General features: G+C 61.8%; 17 protein-coding genes. 9 read left to right on the top strand and 8 right to left on the bottom strand.

Annotation, left to right across the window (positions count from 1 at the left end; translation table 11 throughout):
* The gene (locus BG57_RS24810; RefSeq protein WP_229753855.1) at positions 1-1,845 is read left to right on the top strand and encodes a vWA domain-containing protein; all 1,845 of its coding nucleotides are present in this window, start codon (positions 1-3) and stop codon (positions 1,843-1,845) included.
* A 32-nt stretch (positions 1,846-1,877) separates the two neighbouring features.
* Positions 1,878-2,459, top strand: coding sequence for a DNA-3-methyladenine glycosylase (locus BG57_RS24805; RefSeq protein WP_035969102.1), 582 nt, complete (start codon positions 1,878-1,880; stop codon positions 2,457-2,459).
* On the opposite strand, the gene BG57_RS24800 is transcribed toward BG57_RS24805, so the two are convergent.
* From BG57_RS24800 to BG57_RS24785, 4 genes are read right to left on the bottom strand one after another with little or no spacing between them, the layout of a single operon-like run.
* Entirely contained in the window at positions 2,460-3,665 is a 1,206-nt protein-coding gene (locus tag BG57_RS24800; protein WP_035969101.1) for an ABC transporter substrate-binding protein, read from the bottom strand. It abuts the gene before it with no gap.
* 46 nt (positions 3,666-3,711) lie between these two features.
* Positions 3,712-4,419 (bottom strand): ABC transporter ATP-binding protein, encoded by a 708-nt coding sequence (locus BG57_RS24795; protein ID WP_035969099.1) that lies wholly within the window; start codon positions 4,417-4,419, stop codon positions 3,712-3,714.
* On the bottom strand, positions 4,416-5,201 hold the full coding sequence (locus tag BG57_RS24790) for an ABC transporter ATP-binding protein (RefSeq protein WP_035969097.1): 786 nt from the start codon (positions 5,199-5,201) through the stop codon (positions 4,416-4,418). Before BG57_RS24790 ends, BG57_RS24795 begins: the two co-directional genes overlap by 4 nt.
* The gene (locus tag BG57_RS24785; RefSeq protein ID WP_035969095.1) at positions 5,198-7,075 is read right to left on the bottom strand and encodes an ABC transporter permease; all 1,878 of its coding nucleotides are present in this window, start codon (positions 7,073-7,075) and stop codon (positions 5,198-5,200) included. The genes BG57_RS24790 and BG57_RS24785 overlap by 4 nt, the downstream gene beginning before the upstream one ends.
* A gap of 205 nt (positions 7,076-7,280) precedes the next feature.
* Here BG57_RS24785 and BG57_RS24780 point away from each other — a divergent pair, with 205 nt between their 5' ends.
* From BG57_RS24780 to BG57_RS24770, 3 genes are all read left to right on the top strand, one after another.
* Positions 7,281-7,475, top strand: a complete 195-nt coding sequence (locus tag BG57_RS24780; RefSeq protein WP_035969094.1) for a hypothetical protein — start codon at positions 7,281-7,283, stop codon at positions 7,473-7,475.
* A 159-nt stretch (positions 7,476-7,634) separates the two neighbouring features.
* Positions 7,635-8,969: a glutamine synthetase family protein gene (locus BG57_RS24775; protein WP_035969092.1), complete on the top strand. Its 1,335-nt coding sequence runs from the start codon at positions 7,635-7,637 to the stop codon at positions 8,967-8,969.
* 14 nt (positions 8,970-8,983) lie between these two features.
* Entirely contained in the window at positions 8,984-10,357 is a 1,374-nt protein-coding gene (locus BG57_RS24770) for an aspartate aminotransferase family protein (RefSeq protein ID WP_174447244.1), read from the top strand.
* On the opposite strand, the gene BG57_RS24765 is transcribed toward BG57_RS24770, so the two are convergent.
* Together BG57_RS24765 and BG57_RS24760 are read right to left on the bottom strand one after the other, a co-directional pair.
* Positions 10,358-11,257 (bottom strand): LysR substrate-binding domain-containing protein, encoded by a 900-nt coding sequence (locus BG57_RS24765; RefSeq protein WP_035969089.1) that lies wholly within the window; start codon positions 11,255-11,257, stop codon positions 10,358-10,360.
* 87 nt (positions 11,258-11,344) lie between these two features.
* Positions 11,345-12,298 carry a 2-hydroxyacid dehydrogenase gene (locus tag BG57_RS24760; protein ID WP_035969087.1) on the bottom strand — a complete coding sequence of 318 codons (954 nt, stop codon included), beginning with the start codon at positions 12,296-12,298 and terminating at the stop codon, positions 11,345-11,347.
* 415 nt (positions 12,299-12,713) lie between these two features.
* On the opposite strand from BG57_RS24760, the gene BG57_RS24755 reads away from it, so the two are divergent.
* A complete protein-coding gene (locus BG57_RS24755; protein ID WP_035969086.1) occupies positions 12,714-14,099 on the top strand; it encodes an MFS transporter in 1,386 nt (461 codons plus the stop codon).
* A 4-nt stretch (positions 14,100-14,103) separates the two neighbouring features.
* On the opposite strand, the gene BG57_RS24750 is transcribed toward BG57_RS24755, so the two are convergent.
* Positions 14,104-14,748, bottom strand: a complete 645-nt coding sequence (locus tag BG57_RS24750) for a TetR/AcrR family transcriptional regulator (RefSeq protein WP_035969085.1) — start codon at positions 14,746-14,748, stop codon at positions 14,104-14,106.
* 160 nt (positions 14,749-14,908) lie between these two features.
* Here BG57_RS24750 and BG57_RS24745 point away from each other — a divergent pair, with 160 nt between their 5' ends.
* The 3 genes from BG57_RS24745 to folE all read left to right on the top strand — a co-directional run bounded on the left by BG57_RS24745 (position 14,909) and on the right by folE (position 16,582).
* A complete protein-coding gene (locus BG57_RS24745) occupies positions 14,909-15,331 on the top strand; it encodes a YybH family protein (protein WP_035969083.1) in 423 nt (140 codons plus the stop codon).
* Between the two features lie 22 nt (positions 15,332-15,353).
* Positions 15,354-15,806 carry a VOC family protein gene (locus tag BG57_RS24740; RefSeq protein ID WP_035969082.1) on the top strand — a complete coding sequence of 151 codons (453 nt, stop codon included), beginning with the start codon at positions 15,354-15,356 and terminating at the stop codon, positions 15,804-15,806.
* A gap of 125 nt (positions 15,807-15,931) precedes the next feature.
* Positions 15,932-16,582 carry a GTP cyclohydrolase I FolE gene (gene folE / locus BG57_RS24735; protein WP_035969081.1) on the top strand — a complete coding sequence of 217 codons (651 nt, stop codon included), beginning with the start codon at positions 15,932-15,934 and terminating at the stop codon, positions 16,580-16,582.
* A gap of 52 nt (positions 16,583-16,634) precedes the next feature.
* On the opposite strand, the gene BG57_RS24730 is transcribed toward folE, so the two are convergent.
* Positions 16,635-16,950: serine O-acetyltransferase (locus BG57_RS24730; RefSeq protein ID WP_035969080.1), on the bottom strand; the 316-nt coding region annotated here is incomplete at its 5' end.

Here is a 16,950-nt window from a genome sequence, read left to right as displayed (position 1 = left end):
ATGGACTCGCGCGCCCGACTCTCAGCCAGGCTCACGTTCAAGCCGATGCCCGCCGCGAGGCGCTTCGTGCGCCGCGTGCGCGACGGCGAACGCGGCGCCGTCGCGATTCTGTTCGCCATGTGCGCGAGCGCGACGATCGGCTCGATGTGCATGGCGCTCGATGCGATCGACTACGCGATGACGCAGGGCCGCATGCAGATGGCGCTCGACGTCGCGACGCTGTCGGCCGGCGCGGACCTCTCGCACTTCAACGGCACGCCGACCGGCGCGAACCTCGCGACCTGGCAGGCCGACGCCCGCGCCTACTACAACGCGAACATGCCAACGAACGCGCTGGGCTTCACGATGCCCGACGCCAGTTTCGTCGCGACCGTGACGGGCACACCCGCCGCCGGTCAGAAAATCTCGTTGTCTGCATCGGGTTCGATGCCGCTCTTCGCGCCGAAGGTCCTGAGCATGCATGTGAGCGGTCCGGGGTCGGGGTCGGGCTCCGGTTCGACGCCGTCGTCGCCGCAGGCCTCCATCGTCTCCGCGACGAACACGGCGTTGCGCCTGCCCGAAAGCACGCTGGAACTCGTGATGGTGCTGGACAACACCGGCTCGATGAGTTCGGCCGCGAACGGCGTCAGCGGCGAAACGAAGATGACCGGCCTGAAAAGAGCGGCGAACACGCTGATCGGCAGCGTGCTGCCATCGGCATCGAAGAAGAGCTATATCGGGCTCGTGCCGTTCGCGAGCACGGTGAACGTGAGCGGCGCGTTATCGTCGAGCGGGAGCTGGCTCAGTTCGTCATGGCCCGTCTATAACGCAACCTCTTCGATCAAGACGGCAAGCTGGAGCGGTTGCCCTGTCGAGCCGCGCACGGGAGGCTACCTGTCCCCCGAAGCGTATTCGCCGGGCGATACGCGCAAGTTCGGCCGTTACTACTACAACGTGCCGACGAGCGGACTGAGCGTCTACACGTATAGCAGCAGAAGCAATTACAGCTCGTGCAGCCTTTCGAAAAACTACTCTCCCACGGTCGCGAGCAACGTTCCGGTCACGCTGGGTTCGGGCGGAGCCAATCTGTGTGACTATCCGAGCTCGGGACAAGGAACCGGCATCGGGTATCGCTACGATCAGTACACGTCCTCGGGGCAAACGCTCACGCAAAATTCCGGCTGTCTTGCCACACCGGTCACCTTCCTCACGCAAGACGAGACCGCGCTCACCAGTGCCGTCAACGCGATGACGCCTTCCGGTTCGACCGTCATTCCGATCGGTCTGCTATGGGGCTGGCGCATGCTCGAACCCGCGTGGTCGCAGAACGTGGCGGGCAAGGGAAACGGATGGGTATCGACGGATACGAGCTTGCCCAAGCCCACCGATGGCACCGTGTCGAATCTCCAGCGCGTGATGATCGTGCTGACCGATGGACTGAATCAGATCGGCGCAGCCGGTTCCATTCCCAATACGCTGTACTTCAACGGCTTGTCCGGCGTGGGATCGAACAGTCTCGCCGCGAACACGGTGAAACGCGCGGACGGCTCCTCGATGAGCAATGCACGCACCGATTCCGCGGAGCTGCATGGCGGCGATCCGAGAGACCCTTCGAGCGGCAACAACGCGGGCTGGCCCGACGACGCGAACACGTTTCAGTTGGCGATCTGCTCGGCGATAAAGGCGAAGGGCATCACGGTCTATGCGATCACGTTCGGCGCGTCCGCCTCGAGTTCGACCGCGCAGGTCACGATGCAAAGTTGCGCGAGTCCCGGCAACTACTACCATGCACCCGACAACGCCACGCTGAACAGCATCTTTCAGCAGATCGCGGGCAGGCTCGGTGTGCTGCGGCTGACGCAATGACGCAATGACGCCGATGAACATTCGCCCGTAGAATGCCGGGTGTGAAAGCGAACCCTGATCCCATCGATTTTTCCGCCGCCTCGGATGTGGTCGCGCGCCGTCTCATCGGCGCGATCGTGACCGTGGATGGCGTCGGCGGCCGTATCGTCGAAACCGAAGCTTACGACCGCGAAGACCCGGCATCGCACAGCTTCTCAGGCCCCACGCCCCGCAACATGGTCATGTTCGGGCCGCCCGCGCATGCGTATGTGTATCGCTCGTATGGCATTCACTGGTGCCTGAACTTCGTGTGCCGCGAAGCCGGTCACGGCGCGGGAGTACTGATTCGCGCGATCGAACCGTTGACGGGCATCGACACGATGCGCGAGCGGCGCGGACTCGAACCGCTCAAGCTGTTGTGCTCCGGACCGGGGCGCGTCGCGCAGGCGCTCGGCATCACGCACAAGAACAACGGCATGTCGCTGCTGGAAGCGCCCTTTCATATCGAGCCGCCCGAAGAAGCTTTCGACATCGTATCGGGGCCGCGCATCGGCATCAGCAAGGCGATGGATGTGCCGTGGCGTTTCGGGCTTGCCGGATCGAAATACTTCAGCAAGCCCTTTCCCAAAGACTGATCAATCTGCCGGGCGCAGCTTCTTCACTTCTTCATCCGATGGTTGCACGCTCGCGCCATCGACATAGCGGAAATTCGTCATCACGCCCTTGCCGTCCTTCAGCGCGGTGACGCCGACGTAGGCGCCCATCGTCGATTGATTGTCCTGCTTGCGATAGACGATAGGACCGAAAGGCGTATCGACGGGCAAGCCCTTGAATGCGGCTGCGAGCTTGTCGGCATCGGCGCTGCCCGCTTTCTTGAGGCCATTGGCAAGCGACATCATCGCCGTATAGCCGACGACTGAGCCCAGGCGCGGATAGTCATGGTATTTCGCCTGATATGCCGCGACGAACTGCTTGTTCGCGGGGGTATCGATGGAATACCACGGATAGCCCGTCACGATCCAGCCCGTTGGCGCTTCCGCGCCGAGCGGGTCCAGATAGTCCGGCTCGCCGGTCAGCAAGGACACCACCGCGCGATCCTTGAACAGCCCGCGCGTGTTCCCCTCGCGAACGAACTTGCCGAGGTCCGCGCTGAAGAGCACGTTGAAGATGGCGTCGGGTTTCGCATCGGCCAGGGCTTGCGTGACCGCACCTGCATCCACGTTGCCAAGCGGCGTGGCCTGCTCCGCGACGAATTCGACATCGGGCTGCGCGGCTTTCAGCAGGCGCTTGAAGGTCGCCACCGCGGACTGGCCGTATTCATAGTTCGGATAGACAAGCGCCCAGCGCTTCTTTTTGAGCTTGGCCGCTTCCGGCACGAGCATCGCCACCTGCATGTAAGTGGAAGGCCGCAAGCGATAGGTGTACTTGTTGCCGTTCTGCCAGACGATCTTGTCCGTCAGCGGTTCGGCGGCGAGAAAGAATATGCGCCGCTGCTTGGCGTAGTCAGCGAGCGCGAGTCCCGTGTTGGACAGATAGCCGCCGAACAAAAGCTTCACCTGTTCGCGGGCGACGAGTTCCTGCGCCACGCGCACGGTATCGCCGGGGTTGCCGTTGTCGTCGCGAGAGACGACTTCGAGCTTGTTGCCGTTGACGCCGCCTGCGGCATTGATCTGTTCAAGCGCGAGATTCCAGCCATTTCTATAGGGCATCAGAAAAGCGGGCTGCGCCTTATAGCTATTGATTTCGCCAATCCTGATGGTGTCCGCGTGGGCTTCGAAAACGCTTAGCGCCGCCATGGCGGTCAAAGTGAGCTTGAGCAATCGTCCTGCACGAATCGTCATCAATCTTTCTCCTTTAGCGATATTGCTTTGGCGCGAGCATCGACGCTCAAACGCCCAGGTACGCACGACGCGCGGCATCGTCGCGCACGAATTCCTTCATCGGGCCTTCATGGCGAATCTGGCCTTTTTCGAGCACATAAACGCGGTCGCTGACGAGCGCCGCAAAGTGCAGATTCTGCTCCGACAAAACAATGGCTATGCCTTCACGTTTCAATTCGAGGATCATATCGGCCATTTGCTCGACGATGACCGGCGCCACGCCCTCTGATGGCTCATCAAGCAGCACCACGCGCGGATTGCCCATCAGCGTGCGCGAGATCGTCAGCATTTGCTGCTCGCCGCCGCTCATGCGGCTCGCGCGGCGGCCCCGCATTTCGTTCAGGTTAGGAAACACGCGAAAGAGTTTCTCGGGCGTCCACGAGGGCGCGCCTTCGCGTGGCGGCTGACGGCCGGTGTCGAGATTCTCCATCACGGTCAGATCGCCGAATATGCGGCGGTCTTCCGGCACATAGCCCAGTCCCATGCGCGCGATGCGATACGGCGGCAAGCCGACGATGCTCTCGCCCATGAACGATATCGCGCCCGTCGTACGCGGCAACAGGCCCATGATGGCCTTCATGGTCGTCGACTTGCCCGCGCCATTGCGGCCCAGCAAGGCGACCACTTCGCCGGGCCGCACGTCGAAGGCGACATCGAAAAGAATCTGCGCACGGCCATAGAATGCGTTGAGGGCGCCGACCCGGAGCAGCGTCATCGTGCGGCTCCGTCGTTGAGCGCGGCATGCGGACTGAACGATGCGCCCGTGCCCAGATACACCTCGCGCACGCGCGAGTCGTTGCGAATGGCATCGGCATCGCCTTGCGCGATCAGCTTGCCGCGTGCCAGCACGATCAGCGTATCCGCATATTCGAACACCACGTCCATGCTGTGCTCGGTGAAAAGCACGCCGATGTTGCGCTCTTTCGCAAGGCGCGCGGTCAGCGCCATCAGCGCGTTGCGTTCTTCGGGCGCCATGCCGGCGGTCGGCTCGTCCATCAGCAACAACTTCGGGCGATTCGCCAAAGCAACGGCCAGTTCGACGCGCTTGACATCGCCATAAGCCAGCACGGCGCAACTGCGTTGCGCATGTCCCGCCATGCCGACGAGATCGAGCAACGCCATGGCTTCGTCTTCGCGCCACGAAGCAATGCGTGAAAACAGGCTGAAAACGCGCCGTTCGTGCGACAGCAAGGCCATCTGCACGTTTTCGAGCACGGTCATCGAATTGAACGTGGCCGCGATCTGAAACGTGCGGCCTACGCCGAGCCGCCATATGTCGCGCGGACGCTTGCCCGTTATCCGTTGACCATCCAGTTCGATCGAGCCTGCGCCTGGCTTGAGTTGCCCGTTGATCATGTTGAAGCACGTCGATTTGCCCGCGCCATTCGGACCGATGAGCGCAAGCAGCTCCCCCGCCTTCAACGAGAACGACACGTCATCGACGGCCTGCACGCCATCGAACGATTTCGACAGATGTTCGATGCGCAAGAGCGTCATTGCGCCTCCGGGAATCGATCGCGCAGAAAGCCTGCAATGCCCTGCGGAAACGCGATGACCAGCACGAGAATGGCCGCGCCGAGCAGCGCCTGCCAGTAGTCGGTTTGCCGCGCGACAGTGTCCTGCAACCACGTGAACACCGCAGCGCCGACGATAGGCCCGGTCAGCGTCTGTATGCCGCCTAGCAGGACCATCACGAGGCCGTCGACGGAGCGCGCGACGCTAATCACGTCCGGTGAAATGTTGCCCTTCGAGAACGCGTACAGTGACCCTGCAAGTCCGCACACGAGCGATGCAACGACGAAGGCGACCCATTGCACGCGCGCCACGTCGATGCCGACTGCTTCCGCGCGCAAAGGCGAATCGCGGCCCGCGCGCATTGCAAGACCGAGCGGTGCAAACAGCATGCGGCGCAGAAACCAGACGCCCGCTATCGCGGCTAACAACGTCAAGTAATAGAAGGCGACCGGCGACGAAAGCCACGGTGATGGCCACAACCCGAGCAGGCCGTTGCTGCCGCCCGTCACGGCGTCCCACTGATACACGACCGACCATACGATCTGCGCGAACGCGAGCGTCAGCATCGCGAGATAGACGCCCGACAAGCGCACGCAGAACCAGCCGAAGACGATAGCGCCCAGGCCCGCGATGATCGGCGATAAAACGAGCGCCGCTTCCATCGGCAGGGAAAATGCCTTCAGGAACAACGCCGCGCCGTATGCGCCAAGGCCGAAATAAGCGGCATGTCCGAACGAATGCATGCCGCCCGGTCCCATGATGAAGTGCAGGCTTGCTGCGAACAGCACGGCGATCATGATCTCGACCAGCAGCACCGGCATGTACGGAAAAGCGTTTGCAGCAAGCGGCGCGAGCACGAGCATCAACACGACGACGCCCGCCGCGAACTTCATGCGCCGCGTCGCGGGAACGAGCGGCCTGTCGGCGGGCGCGGCGGAACGCGCGATGGCTTGCGGACGACCGAAGAGCCCCCAGGGCCGCAACACGAGCACGACGGCCATCACGACGAATTCGGCGACCAGTGTGAATCGCGACAACGAGAAGTCCACGCCCATGACCGACACGTGTCCAATGCCGATGCACAGCGCCTTGATCTCCGCGATCAGCAGAGCCGCGACGAACGCGCCGGGAATCGAGCCCATGCCGCCCACGACGACGACGACGAAGGCATCGCCGATCGTCGCGATGTCGAGGGCCAGATCCGCCGACATGCGCGGCGCCTGCAATGCGCCGCCCAGCCCCGCGAGACATGCGCCGACGAAGAACACGCCGGTGAAGAGCCACGCCTGATTCACACCCAGCGCGCCGAGCATCTCGCGGTCAGCACTCGCCGCACGCACGAGCGTGCCCCAGCGCGTGCGCGTCAGCGCATACCAGAGCGCGGCGAGCACGAGCGGTCCGATCACGATGAGCATGAGGTTATAAGCCGGCAACGCATGGCCGAGCACTTGCACCGCGCCCGCGAGATGCGGCGCGCGCGGGCCGAACAGGTCTTCCGGGCCCCACAGATAAAGCGCGGCGTCGCGAAAGATCAATACGAGCGCAAAGGTAGCGAGCAAATGGAACAGCTCCGGCGCGCGATAGATGCGTCTTAGCACGCCGATTTCGATCACCGCGCCCAATGCGCCGATGACGACCGCTGAGGCCACGACCGATGCCCAGAAACCCGCCACGCTCGCACCGAAACGGCTCGTCAGGCTATACGCGACGTACACGCCGAGCATATACAGCGAGCCATGCGCGAAGTTGACGATGCGCGTCACGCCGAAGATCAGCGAGAGTCCCGATGCGACCAGAAAGGGCGCGCAGGCATCGGCGAGACCGTTGACGAGTTGGACGAGCAGATTGGCGAGCATCGGGCGCGTTGAAGACGAGAAGGCGAAAGAACGACGAGGCGACATTATCAATGAAATTGGACTGAGCCTTTCTGCATGACAAAAACCTCTGCGCTGGAAAACACGGCTTGACGGCGTCGATGGCTCGTATATTCTCGCTAGAGGGACTCAGTGGCCATGCGCCGCCATCCCTCGAGTAGTTCAATTTCGCCAAACGAGCATTATCGTGAGCGTCCAAAGCCCTCTGGTTAGCAGAAGCGCGAGCCGCTTCTTCACCGATCGCTGCGGCATCTATCCCGATTGCCGCTTCATGCCGGTCGTCACCATCCTGTCTCGCCGTTCCGTGCGGCGACGCAACGCCATTGCAGCGCGCGCGTTCATCGCCGTGGATTGCGTCGGCGCGGCTTCGCTGCTGCCGTAGCGCCTCTTCTTCCGTTTCTTCCGCTTCTTCCCTCGACAGCCGCTCGAGCGCGAGCATTCGCGCGGGCCTCGCTCGTCTGCACGCTTTGCGGCCGGCATCTCCCGCCTAGCCCGGAGATGCGCGCGCCCTATGAAAACGCATCGGAAAGAGAGAACGCAGATGGAACGCATAGACGAATTCCTACGCAAGCATCGCATCACTGAAATCGAAGCCATCATTCCCGACATGGCAGGCACCGCACGCGGCAAGATCATTCCGCGCAGCAAGTTCGAATCGGGCGAATCCATGCGCCTGCCGCAGGCCGTCATGATCCAGACGGTGACCGGCGATTATCCCGACGACGCGAGCTTCACGGGCCTGACCGATCCCGACATGATCTGCGTGCCGGATGCATCGACGATCCGCCTGATTCCGTGGGCCACTGACCCGACCGCGCAAGTCATTCACGACTGCGTGCATTTCGACGGCACGCCGGTCGGCATTTCACCGCGCCGCGTGTTGCGTCATGTGCTTCAGAAATACGAGGCGAAAGGCTGGCGGCCCGTGGTGGCGCCTGAACTGGAATTCTTTCTCGTCGACGTCAATCGCGATCCCGACCTTCCGTTGCAGCCGCCCGTCGGCCGCACGGGCCGCGCGGAAACGGGCCGGCAAGCGTATTCCATCGACGCGGTCAACGAGTTCGATCCGCTCTTCGAAGACATTTATGAGTATTGCGAGGTACAGGAACTGGAAGTCGACACGCTGATTCACGAAGTCGGCGCGGCGCAAATGGAGATCAACTTTCTGCATGGCGATGCGCTCAATCTCGCGGACCGCGTGTTTCTGTTCAAGCGCACCGTGCGCGAAGCCGCGTTGCGCCACAAGATGTACGCGACGTTCATGGCCAAGCCGATGGAGAACGAACCGGGCTCGGCCATGCATGTGCATCAAAGCATCGTCGATGAGGCGACCGGGCGCAATCTCTTCACCGGGCGCGATGGCGAAGCGACGGGCCTGTTTCATAGCTATATCGCGGGCCTGCAGAAATACACGCCTGCACTGATGCCTGTGTTCGCGCCGTATATCAATTCATATCGAAGATTCTCGCGCTTCATGGCCGCGCCGATCAACGTCCAGTGGGGCTATGACAATCGCACGGTCGGCTTTCGCGTGCCGCATGCGTCGCCCGAAGCAAGGCGCATAGAGAATCGCATTCCGGGCGTGGACTGCAATCCTTATCTCGCGATTGCGGCAACGCTTGCCGCTGGCTATCTCGGCATGACGCAGCATCTGGAACCGACTGCGCCGCTCGCCAGCGACGGCTATCGAATGCCCTTTCAGTTGCCGCGCAATCTGGACGAAGGCTTGACGCTGATGGGCGCATGCGAGCCGCTCGCGGACATGTTCGGCGAGAAATTCGTGCGCGCCTATCTGGCGTTGAAGGAAACCGAATATGAAGCGTTCTTCCGTGTCATTAGTTCATGGGAACGCAAGCATCTATTGCTGCACGTCTGATAGCGGAGGCAAACATGAATGATCGTATCCACTCGACGGCGCGTTATCGTGCGCTCGATGCCGCGCATCATCTGCATCCCTTTTCAGATATGGCGGAACTCAATCGCGCGGGAAGCCGCGTGATCGTGAAAGCGGAAGGCGTCTATCTCTGGGACTCGGATGGCGAGCGCATCATCGATGGCATGGCGGGGCTGTGGTGCGTCAACGTCGGCTATGGACGGCGCGAACTCGTCGATGCAGCATGTACACAGATGCAGGCATTGCCCTACTACAACACGTTCTTCAGAACGACGCATCCGCCGGTGATCGAGCTATCCGGCATGCTCGCGCAACTGGCTCCCGCAGGCTTCAATCGCTTTCTGTACTCCAACAGCGGCTCTGAAGCGAACGATACGGCGCTGCGCGCGGTGCATCGCTATTGGGCTTTGCAAGGCAAGCCGAACAAGCGTTATGTGATCGCGCGACACAACGGCTATCACGGATCGACGATCGCGGGCGCTACGCTCGGCGGCATGACTTACATGCACGAGCAGATGCCGTCGATGATGGAGCATGTCGCGCATATCGATCAGCCTTACTGGTTCGGCGAAGGCGGCGAAATGGACGCCGAAGCATTCGGCCTCGCGCGGGCACGTCGGCTCGAAGCGAAGATCATCGAACTCGGCGCGGAGAACGTCGCTGCGTTTATCGGTGAGCCGTTTCAGGGCGCGGGCGGCGTGATCTTTCCGCCATCGACTTACTGGCCGGAGATCGAACGCATCTGCCGCAAGCACGACGTTCTGCTGATCGCCGATGAAGTGATCGGCGCATTCGGGCGCACGGGTGAATGGTTCGCGCATCGCCACTTCGGATTTGCGCCGGATGTCATCACGATGGCGAAGGGTCTGACGAGCGGCTATGTCCCGATGGGCGCGGTCGGGCTGTCGGACCGCATCGCGGATGCGATCGTTGATGGCGGCGAGTTCAATCACGGCTTCACTTATTCCGGACATCCGGTCGCGGCGGCCGTCGCGGTCGCGAACCTGACGCTATTGCGCGATGAAGGCATCGTCGCACGCGTCAAAGACGATGCGGGACCGTATTTCCAGCAGCGACTGCGCGATGCGCTGAGCGATCATCCGCTCGTCGGCGAGATACACGGTGCGGGTCTCGTTGCAGGCATTCAACTCGCTGAAGATCCGGTCAATCGCAAGCGGTTCGCCAATGGCAGCGAGATCGGAACCCTGTGCCGCAATTTCAGCTTCGACGGCAATCTCGTGATGCGCGCAAGCGGTGACCGCATGTTGCTATCGCCGCCGCTCGTGGTGACGCACGATGAAATCGATGAGATCGTCGCCAGGGCCAACGCGGCGATCGATGCGACGGCCAAGGCGCTTCACATCTTGTAGTCAGCTTTGTGCCTTGGTGGCAAAGTGATCCGCCGCCATCAGTCTGAACGCGGTGACGGCGGGATTGTCCTGATCCGCGCGCCAGGCCATGCTCATTTCCGCCTGCACGCTGTGGTTAGCGATCAGGCGGAACTCGACGTTGTCGTAATGGAAGCGTTGCGCCGATGCCGGCAGAATGCCCACACCCAGCCCGGCGCGTACGAGCGACAGAATGGTCGGCGTCTGATCGATATATTGGGTGAAATGCGGATTCACTTCTTCCGCAGCAAGCATGCCCATGATGCGTTCATAGAAGTATTTTCCGTGCGTAGGCGAGTGCATGATGAACGGTTGCTGATCGAGCTGCCGGAGCGCGATCTCTTCATGGCCGCATAACGCGTGACCCGCTGGCAGTGCGACGATCAAAGGCTCTCTGTCGACAAGCTGAAACTCGAGCTTCTGACGTGACGGCAAGGGCCTGAGAAATCCAAGGTCGATTGCATTAGCGGCAAAGGCCTCGATCTGCGCGACGGAAATGAGTTCGAGCAACACGACATCGATATCCGGCAATTCGCGCCGTGCGGCAACGAGCACTTCCGGAATGAGTTCATACCCCGCCGCGCCGGTGAAGCCGATTCGCACGCGCCCCGTCTTGCCCTTGCTCGCGCGACGCACGGCGCTTTCCGCCTGCTCGGAGAGATTGAGCAACCGCGATGCATCGGCGAGGAAAACGTGGCCTTCGGTCGTCAGCTTGACGGTGCGTCCGATGCGCTCGAACAGCTTGACGCCCAGGTTCTCTTCAAGCAGATGTATCTGCCTGCTGAGCGGCGGCTGCGTCATGTTGAGCAACGCGGCGGCACGTCGGAAGTTCAGCTCCGTCGCGGCGGCGACGAAGCAACGTACTTGTCCAAGGTCGAGCATCGTGATCGGCGCAAACGGCGCGGGTGACGGCGTAGCCGATCATTATAGGTGCGCTTCCAGAGGTATCGCGCTGCATTGCCGCGTCAATCAGGTCGTGAGGCTGCCTTCAGGACGCTGACCTGCAAGCGCCTTGGCGATACTCGCCAGCACCATCTCGCCCATCGCCGTGCGCGATTCCACGGTCGCGCTCGCGCGATGCGCCTGCAACACCACGCGATCCATGCCGAACAGTTCGGACGGCACATTCGGTTCATCGACGAACACATCGAGGCCCGCGCCTGCGATCACGCCGCCCTTCAGCGCATCGACGAGATCGTGTTCCGCCACCAGCTTGCCGCGCGCAACGTTGATGAGATAACCGTCCTTGCCGAGTGCATCGAGCACGGCTGCATTGACGATGCCCTGCGCTTTATCCGCTGCGGCGGCCAGCACGAGAATGTCGCTTTCGCGAGCAAGCGATAGAAGATCGGGCACGAAGCGATGCTCGACATCGTCCATGCGGCGAATATCCGTATAAGCGATCGGACAGCCGAACGCCGATGCGCGCTGCGCGATGGCGCGGCCGACCTTACCCAGCCCGACGATGCCCACGCGCTTGCCGCTAAAACGGCGCGACAGCGGAATCGCAGCGGGACTCGGATTGGACGGCCACTTGCCGGCCTTGACGAACTCATTGCCGGGGCAGATCTCGCGCAGCACGGTGATGATCAAACCGATAGCCAGATCCGCCACGTCTTCCGTCAACGCGCCGAAGGTGGCCGTCACCGGAATGCCGCGTGAGCGGGCGAATTCGAGATCGACGGCATCCGTGCCCACGCCATTGACCGCGATCACTTCGAGCGCCGGCAGCTTCGCGATGAGTTCATTGGAGATGCCCGTATGCCCGCCCGTGATGACGCCTCTGATCGATGCACCATGCTCGCGGATATACGCCTCTTTGTCGTCCTGTTCGAAGAGGCGATGCATCGTGTACCGTGCGTTCAAGGTGTCGTTGATCGCGGGCACGAGGATGGGATTCAGTTGCAGGATGTTCGGCTTCAAGAGAGTGTCTCCGTGTGAATCGCGTTCGTCGCGGGCGATGGATTGCGACGGATCATGTCGTCTTTTCCAGTGCGGGTCCAATCCCAAATCGCTATCAATTGATCCACAATTCGACGCGTCGCACGGAGCGCCGCAACCGATTCAATACGGGAATCAGGTAATAGCAATAAAAGATTGGACGGCTGATCACGTCCGCCGCGAGAATCGGTTCATCGGCAGAAAGAACACTAAAAATTGCCTTGAATCTGATCGGAGACATCAGCGTGAAATCGAGCCTTACATTCGCACTTCCCTTGCACTTCCCCGCCTTCGAACGTTTTAGCGGCCCCGCCCGCTGAAGCTGTCCCTTCGCAAGAACACGCGTTCAACCCATGCGCGATGTTCTCCTCGCGTCGAATGAACCGGAGGAAGTCACATGAATAATGCTGAAGGCGTTGTCTCGTCCGTGCAGGCCGAGCCCATTGCGGGCAAGCGCACGGGTCACCGATGGATCGTGATGGGCCTGATCTTCTGTATCTGGGCCATCGCTTGCGCAGACCGCGCGAATTTCGGCATCGCACTGCCGTATCTCAAGAAGGAATACCACATCACGAATACCGAGGCCGGCCTGATCGTCAGCCTCTTCTCGTTCGCGTATGGCTTCGTGCAGATTCCAGTCGGCCTGCTTTACAAGCGTCTCAGCGAGAAGACCACGGGTTTTCTTTTCTCCGTGTTCCTGATTCTGACGTCCGTGTTCACTGGCCTCATGGGCACCACGTCGTCGGTGTTTCTGCTTCAGGCGTATCGCGTCGGCCTTGGTTTGTCGGAAGGACCGCTCGGCATCGGCTGCACGAACATCATCAACCGCTGGTTTCCGGCCAAAGAGAAAGGCACGGCAACGGGCCTCTGGATCGCGGCGTCGAAGCTCGGGCCGCTGATCGTGCCGCCGGTGTGCATCATCGTGATCCAGCTTTGGGGATGGCGTGAAATCTTCTATGTGTTCGCGGTACCGGGTATCGTCCTCGCGTTCGTGTGGATGGTGCTGGTCACGAATTCGCCCGGCGAAAACAGGTTCTGTTCGCCCGAGGAGCGCCGCTATATTCTCGATGAAGCGCCCGCCGGCATCAGCGAAGCCAAGGCTGCGAGCCGCGGCCATCTCGAACCGATGCCCTGGCTCGACGCCATCAATCGCACCAAGCGCGTTGCCCCGCTCGACACGATTCGCCAGGTGTTCCGCTCATGGAATATCTTCGGCGTAGCCTTGGGCTATGGCTGCATGATCGGCATCAGCAACATCTTCATCTCGTGGATTCCCACGTATCTCGTCACCGTGAAGGGCTTCGCTTCCGTCAAGATGGGCTTTCTCGCGTCGGCGCCTTTCATCGGCGCGGTAGCGGGCAACATGCTCGGCGGCGTGATCTCGGACCGTCTGCTCGGCGGCCGCCGCAAGCCGATGATGATGCTCGGCGCGTTCGGCACCATGATCATGATGTTCGCGCTGATCGACGCGCCCGACAGCGTCGCTTATCTGGGCGCGGCGTTGATCATGTCCGGCCTCATGCTCGGCATCGGCTTCGCGGGCTATTCCGCGTATCCGATGGGCCTTGCCACGAAAGCGACGTATCCGACGGCATTCGGCATCGTCAATTCGCTGGGGCAGATCGGCGGCGCGTGTGCCCCGCTCGCCGTCGGGCTGCTGCTCGATCGCTATAGCTGGACGAGCGTGTTCCTCTATATGTTCGGCACGTCCCTGCTCTGTCTCTTGCTGCTCCTGAGCATTGTCGAACCGGTGGCAAGCGTCGATGCGAAGAACAAGGGCTAAACGCTTATAAGCCTTGCTCGACCATCGAAAGCAGACGCGCAGCAAGCGGCTCGACCTCTTCAGGACCGAGCCCTTGCAGCGGACCTTCGATCAATAGCAGCGCGAAACCATGCACCGCGCTCCACGCCAGATACTCCGCCTGCCTGCGGCGACGGGCTTCGAGCGCGCCCGCCTCCACCATCTCATCGAGCGCGCGGCTCAATAGCTGGAAAGGATCGAGACCGCTCGGTCCCGCGCCATAGGGCGCGTCGTGCTCGGTCCACTCCGCTTGCGGCGCGGCAAACGCGGTGCGGAACAATCCCGTCTCCTCCTGCGCGAAACGCAGATAACCCGCACCGATCGCGCGCAGCCCCGAGCGCGCGGCATCGGCGCGGCGACGCTTCTTCGGGCGCGCGGCGAGTTCGTCTTCCATCGCCGCAGCCACCGCTGACAACGCCGCCGACCGCACCGCCGACAGCAACGCCTGCCTGCTTTCGAAATGCCGGTACGCCGCGTTAGGCACGACGCCCGCCCGGCGTGTCGCTTCACGCAGCACGATGGCATCCGGCCCGCCCTCACGCGCAAGCTCGATCCCGGCGTCGATCAACGCACGGCGCAGATCGCCATGTCTGTAAGTGCTTCGCGCTTTGGTCGCGTTCGGTCTTGTCATTTTGCTTGCGTGGGCGATGCGTTATGTGGACAGCGTCCATTATCTCTGCTACTTTTTGTGGACGGTGTACACAAGCGAAGAATTATTTTGCGTACGCCTTTGCCGTTGTTCTGTCACGACAGGCGTGCATCGTAGGAATACCGTCACGTGTGGAGGCAGCATGTCCGTTCCGAACGACCGTATGAATGACGAAGCGCGCATACGCGAGATTGCCGAGGCGTGGCGGCAAGCGGTGCTCGCAAAAGACACGTCTGCGCTGGTCGCGCATTATGCGGCGGATGCCGTCGTGTTCGATGTCGTACCGCCCGCGTCGATGCAGGGCGTCGAGCACTATTGCGAGAACTGGCAGCGCTGGTTCGACAGCATCAATGGCCCGTTCACGTTCGAGTTCAGGGAAATGCATATCGCGGCAAGCGGCGACATTGCGTTTCTGCACTCGCTCAATCGCGTGGCGGCGGGCGGGCGCGACGACATCGTTCGCGCCACCGTATGTTTTAGAAAAATAGACGGCGACTGGCGCGTGGTGCACGAGCACGCCTCGGTGCCGCTGATGATGGACATGGACCCCGACGAAAAGCCCTGACAGTCACTTTCAAGGAGCAGACATGCAAGTTCAACCGTATCTGTTTTTCGAAGGCCGTTGCGAAGAAGCGGTCACGTTCTATCGCGAACAGCTCGGCGCGCAAGTGCTCATGATGATGCGCTTCAGGGACAATCCCGATGCGTCGAAAGAAGGCGGGAGCGAAGCGGCCAGCGGCTGCAGCCTGCCCGCAGGCTCGGAAGACAAGGTCATGCACACGGCGTTCACCATCGGCGATTCAATGTTGATGGCCTCCGACGGCATGTGCAGCGGCAAGCCCAGTTTCCAGGGCGTATCGCTCTCGCTGACGGCCAACGACGAGCAACACGCCGAGAAGTTCTTCAACGCGCTCGGCAACGGCGGCCAGGTGCAGATGCCGATGACGCAGACGTTCTTCGCGAAGCGCTTCGGCATGGTGCAGGACAAGTTCGGCGTGTCGTGGATGGTGCTCGGCGGCGTAGAGAGCCACCCGGCCTGATCGCATGCTGTCATGCGGGCACGGGCCGCCATCGAAAGCTCTAAAGACCGGACAAGCGTATAGGCCTTCCAAAACGTGGAACAATATAAGGCGCTATCCGCAAAACCGAACAGAAGGAGTTTTCAATGAGCAGCCCGCGCAAAAATCATCTAACCGGCTCGGACATGCCCGCTGACTCAGCCGATCGTCCGTCGCGCGAGGAAGCCGAAGCCGCCGTGCGCGTGCTGTTGCGCTGGGCCGGCGACGATCCCCGCCGCGAAGGCCTGCTGGACACGCCGGCGCGCGTCGTGCGTTCCTATGAAGAGTTCTTCGCCGGCTATGCCGAGAATCCGCACGACATCCTCGCCCGCACCTTCTCCGAAGTGCAGGGTTACGACGAAATGATCGTGCTGAAGGACATTCGCTTCGAGAGCTATTGCGAGCATCACATGGTGCCGATCATCGGCCGCGCGCATGTCGCCTATCTGCCGAACAAGCGCGTGGTCGGCATCTCGAAGCTCGCGCGCCTCGTCGATGCGTTCGCCAAGCGCCTGCAAATCCAGGAGAAGATGACCGCGCAGATCGCGGATACGCTGGATGAAGTCCTGCAGCCGCTCGGCGTGGGCGTCATTCTCGAAGCGGCGCATCAGTGCATGTCGACACGCGGCGTGCACAAGGCGGGCGTGGCGATGGTGACATCGCGCATGCTGGGATCGTTCCGCGACGATCCTTCCACGCGGCGCGAGTTTCTTGCGATCGTCGGGCAATCGAGCGCGTTCAGCGTGACGAATACCTGAAGCGCATAGTCGCAGCACGCAAAAGAAAGGGCCTTAGCGGCCCTTTTTTGTTCTATGCGCCGTGGCCGTTGTCGCCGCCGACGCCATTGCGCGGCGCATCCGCTCCCGCCCCTTCGCGTACCTTGCCCTGCGAAACGTTGCTGCCCGGCGGGACGCTATGCGTGAGCCATACGTTGCCGCCGATCACCGAGCCCTTGCCGATGGTGACGCGGCCAAGGATCGTCGCGCCGGCATAGATCACGACATCGTCCTCGACGATCGGATGCCGCGCGTTGCCCTTCACGAGCACGCCGTCATTGCCCGATGGAAAGCTCTTCGCGCCGAGCGTCACGGCCTGATACACACGCACCCGCTCGCCGATGACCGCC

Origin of the sequence: Caballeronia grimmiae, assembly GCF_000698555.1 — a bacterium.
GTDB lineage: Bacteria > Pseudomonadota > Gammaproteobacteria > Burkholderiales > Burkholderiaceae > Caballeronia > Caballeronia grimmiae.
This window is presented reverse-complemented; position numbering and strand designations above follow the sequence as displayed.

What these genes read in the sequence shown, in the direction of transcription:
- BG57_RS24810 (WP_229753855.1), top strand. Translation starts at nt 1, where the DNA reads ATGGACTCGCGCGCCCGACTCTCAGCCAGGCTCACGTTCAAGCCGATG.
- BG57_RS24805 (WP_035969102.1), top strand. Translation starts at nt 1,878, where the DNA reads ATGCCGGGTGTGAAAGCGAACCCTGATCCCATCGATTTTTCCGCCGCC.
- BG57_RS24800 (WP_035969101.1), bottom strand. Translation starts at nt 3,665, where the DNA reads ATGACGATTCGTGCAGGACGATTGCTCAAGCTCACTTTGACCGCCATG.
- BG57_RS24795 (WP_035969099.1), bottom strand. Translation starts at nt 4,419, where the DNA reads ATGACGCTGCTCCGGGTCGGCGCCCTCAACGCATTCTATGGCCGTGCG.
- BG57_RS24790 (WP_035969097.1), bottom strand. Translation starts at nt 5,201, where the DNA reads ATGACGCTCTTGCGCATCGAACATCTGTCGAAATCGTTCGATGGCGTG.
- BG57_RS24785 (WP_035969095.1), bottom strand. Translation starts at nt 7,075, where the DNA reads ATGCTCGCCAATCTGCTCGTCCAACTCGTCAACGGTCTCGCCGATGCC.
- BG57_RS24775 (WP_035969092.1), top strand. Translation starts at nt 7,635, where the DNA reads ATGGAACGCATAGACGAATTCCTACGCAAGCATCGCATCACTGAAATC.
- BG57_RS24770 (WP_174447244.1), top strand. Translation starts at nt 8,984, where the DNA reads ATGAATGATCGTATCCACTCGACGGCGCGTTATCGTGCGCTCGATGCC.
- BG57_RS24765 (WP_035969089.1), bottom strand. Translation starts at nt 11,257, where the DNA reads ATGCTCGACCTTGGACAAGTACGTTGCTTCGTCGCCGCCGCGACGGAG.
- BG57_RS24755 (WP_035969086.1), top strand. Translation starts at nt 12,714, where the DNA reads ATGAATAATGCTGAAGGCGTTGTCTCGTCCGTGCAGGCCGAGCCCATT.
- BG57_RS24750 (WP_035969085.1), bottom strand. Translation starts at nt 14,748, where the DNA reads ATGACAAGACCGAACGCGACCAAAGCGCGAAGCACTTACAGACATGGC.
- BG57_RS24745 (WP_035969083.1), top strand. Translation starts at nt 14,909, where the DNA reads ATGTCCGTTCCGAACGACCGTATGAATGACGAAGCGCGCATACGCGAG.
- BG57_RS24740 (WP_035969082.1), top strand. Translation starts at nt 15,354, where the DNA reads ATGCAAGTTCAACCGTATCTGTTTTTCGAAGGCCGTTGCGAAGAAGCG.
- folE (WP_035969081.1), top strand. Translation starts at nt 15,932, where the DNA reads ATGAGCAGCCCGCGCAAAAATCATCTAACCGGCTCGGACATGCCCGCT.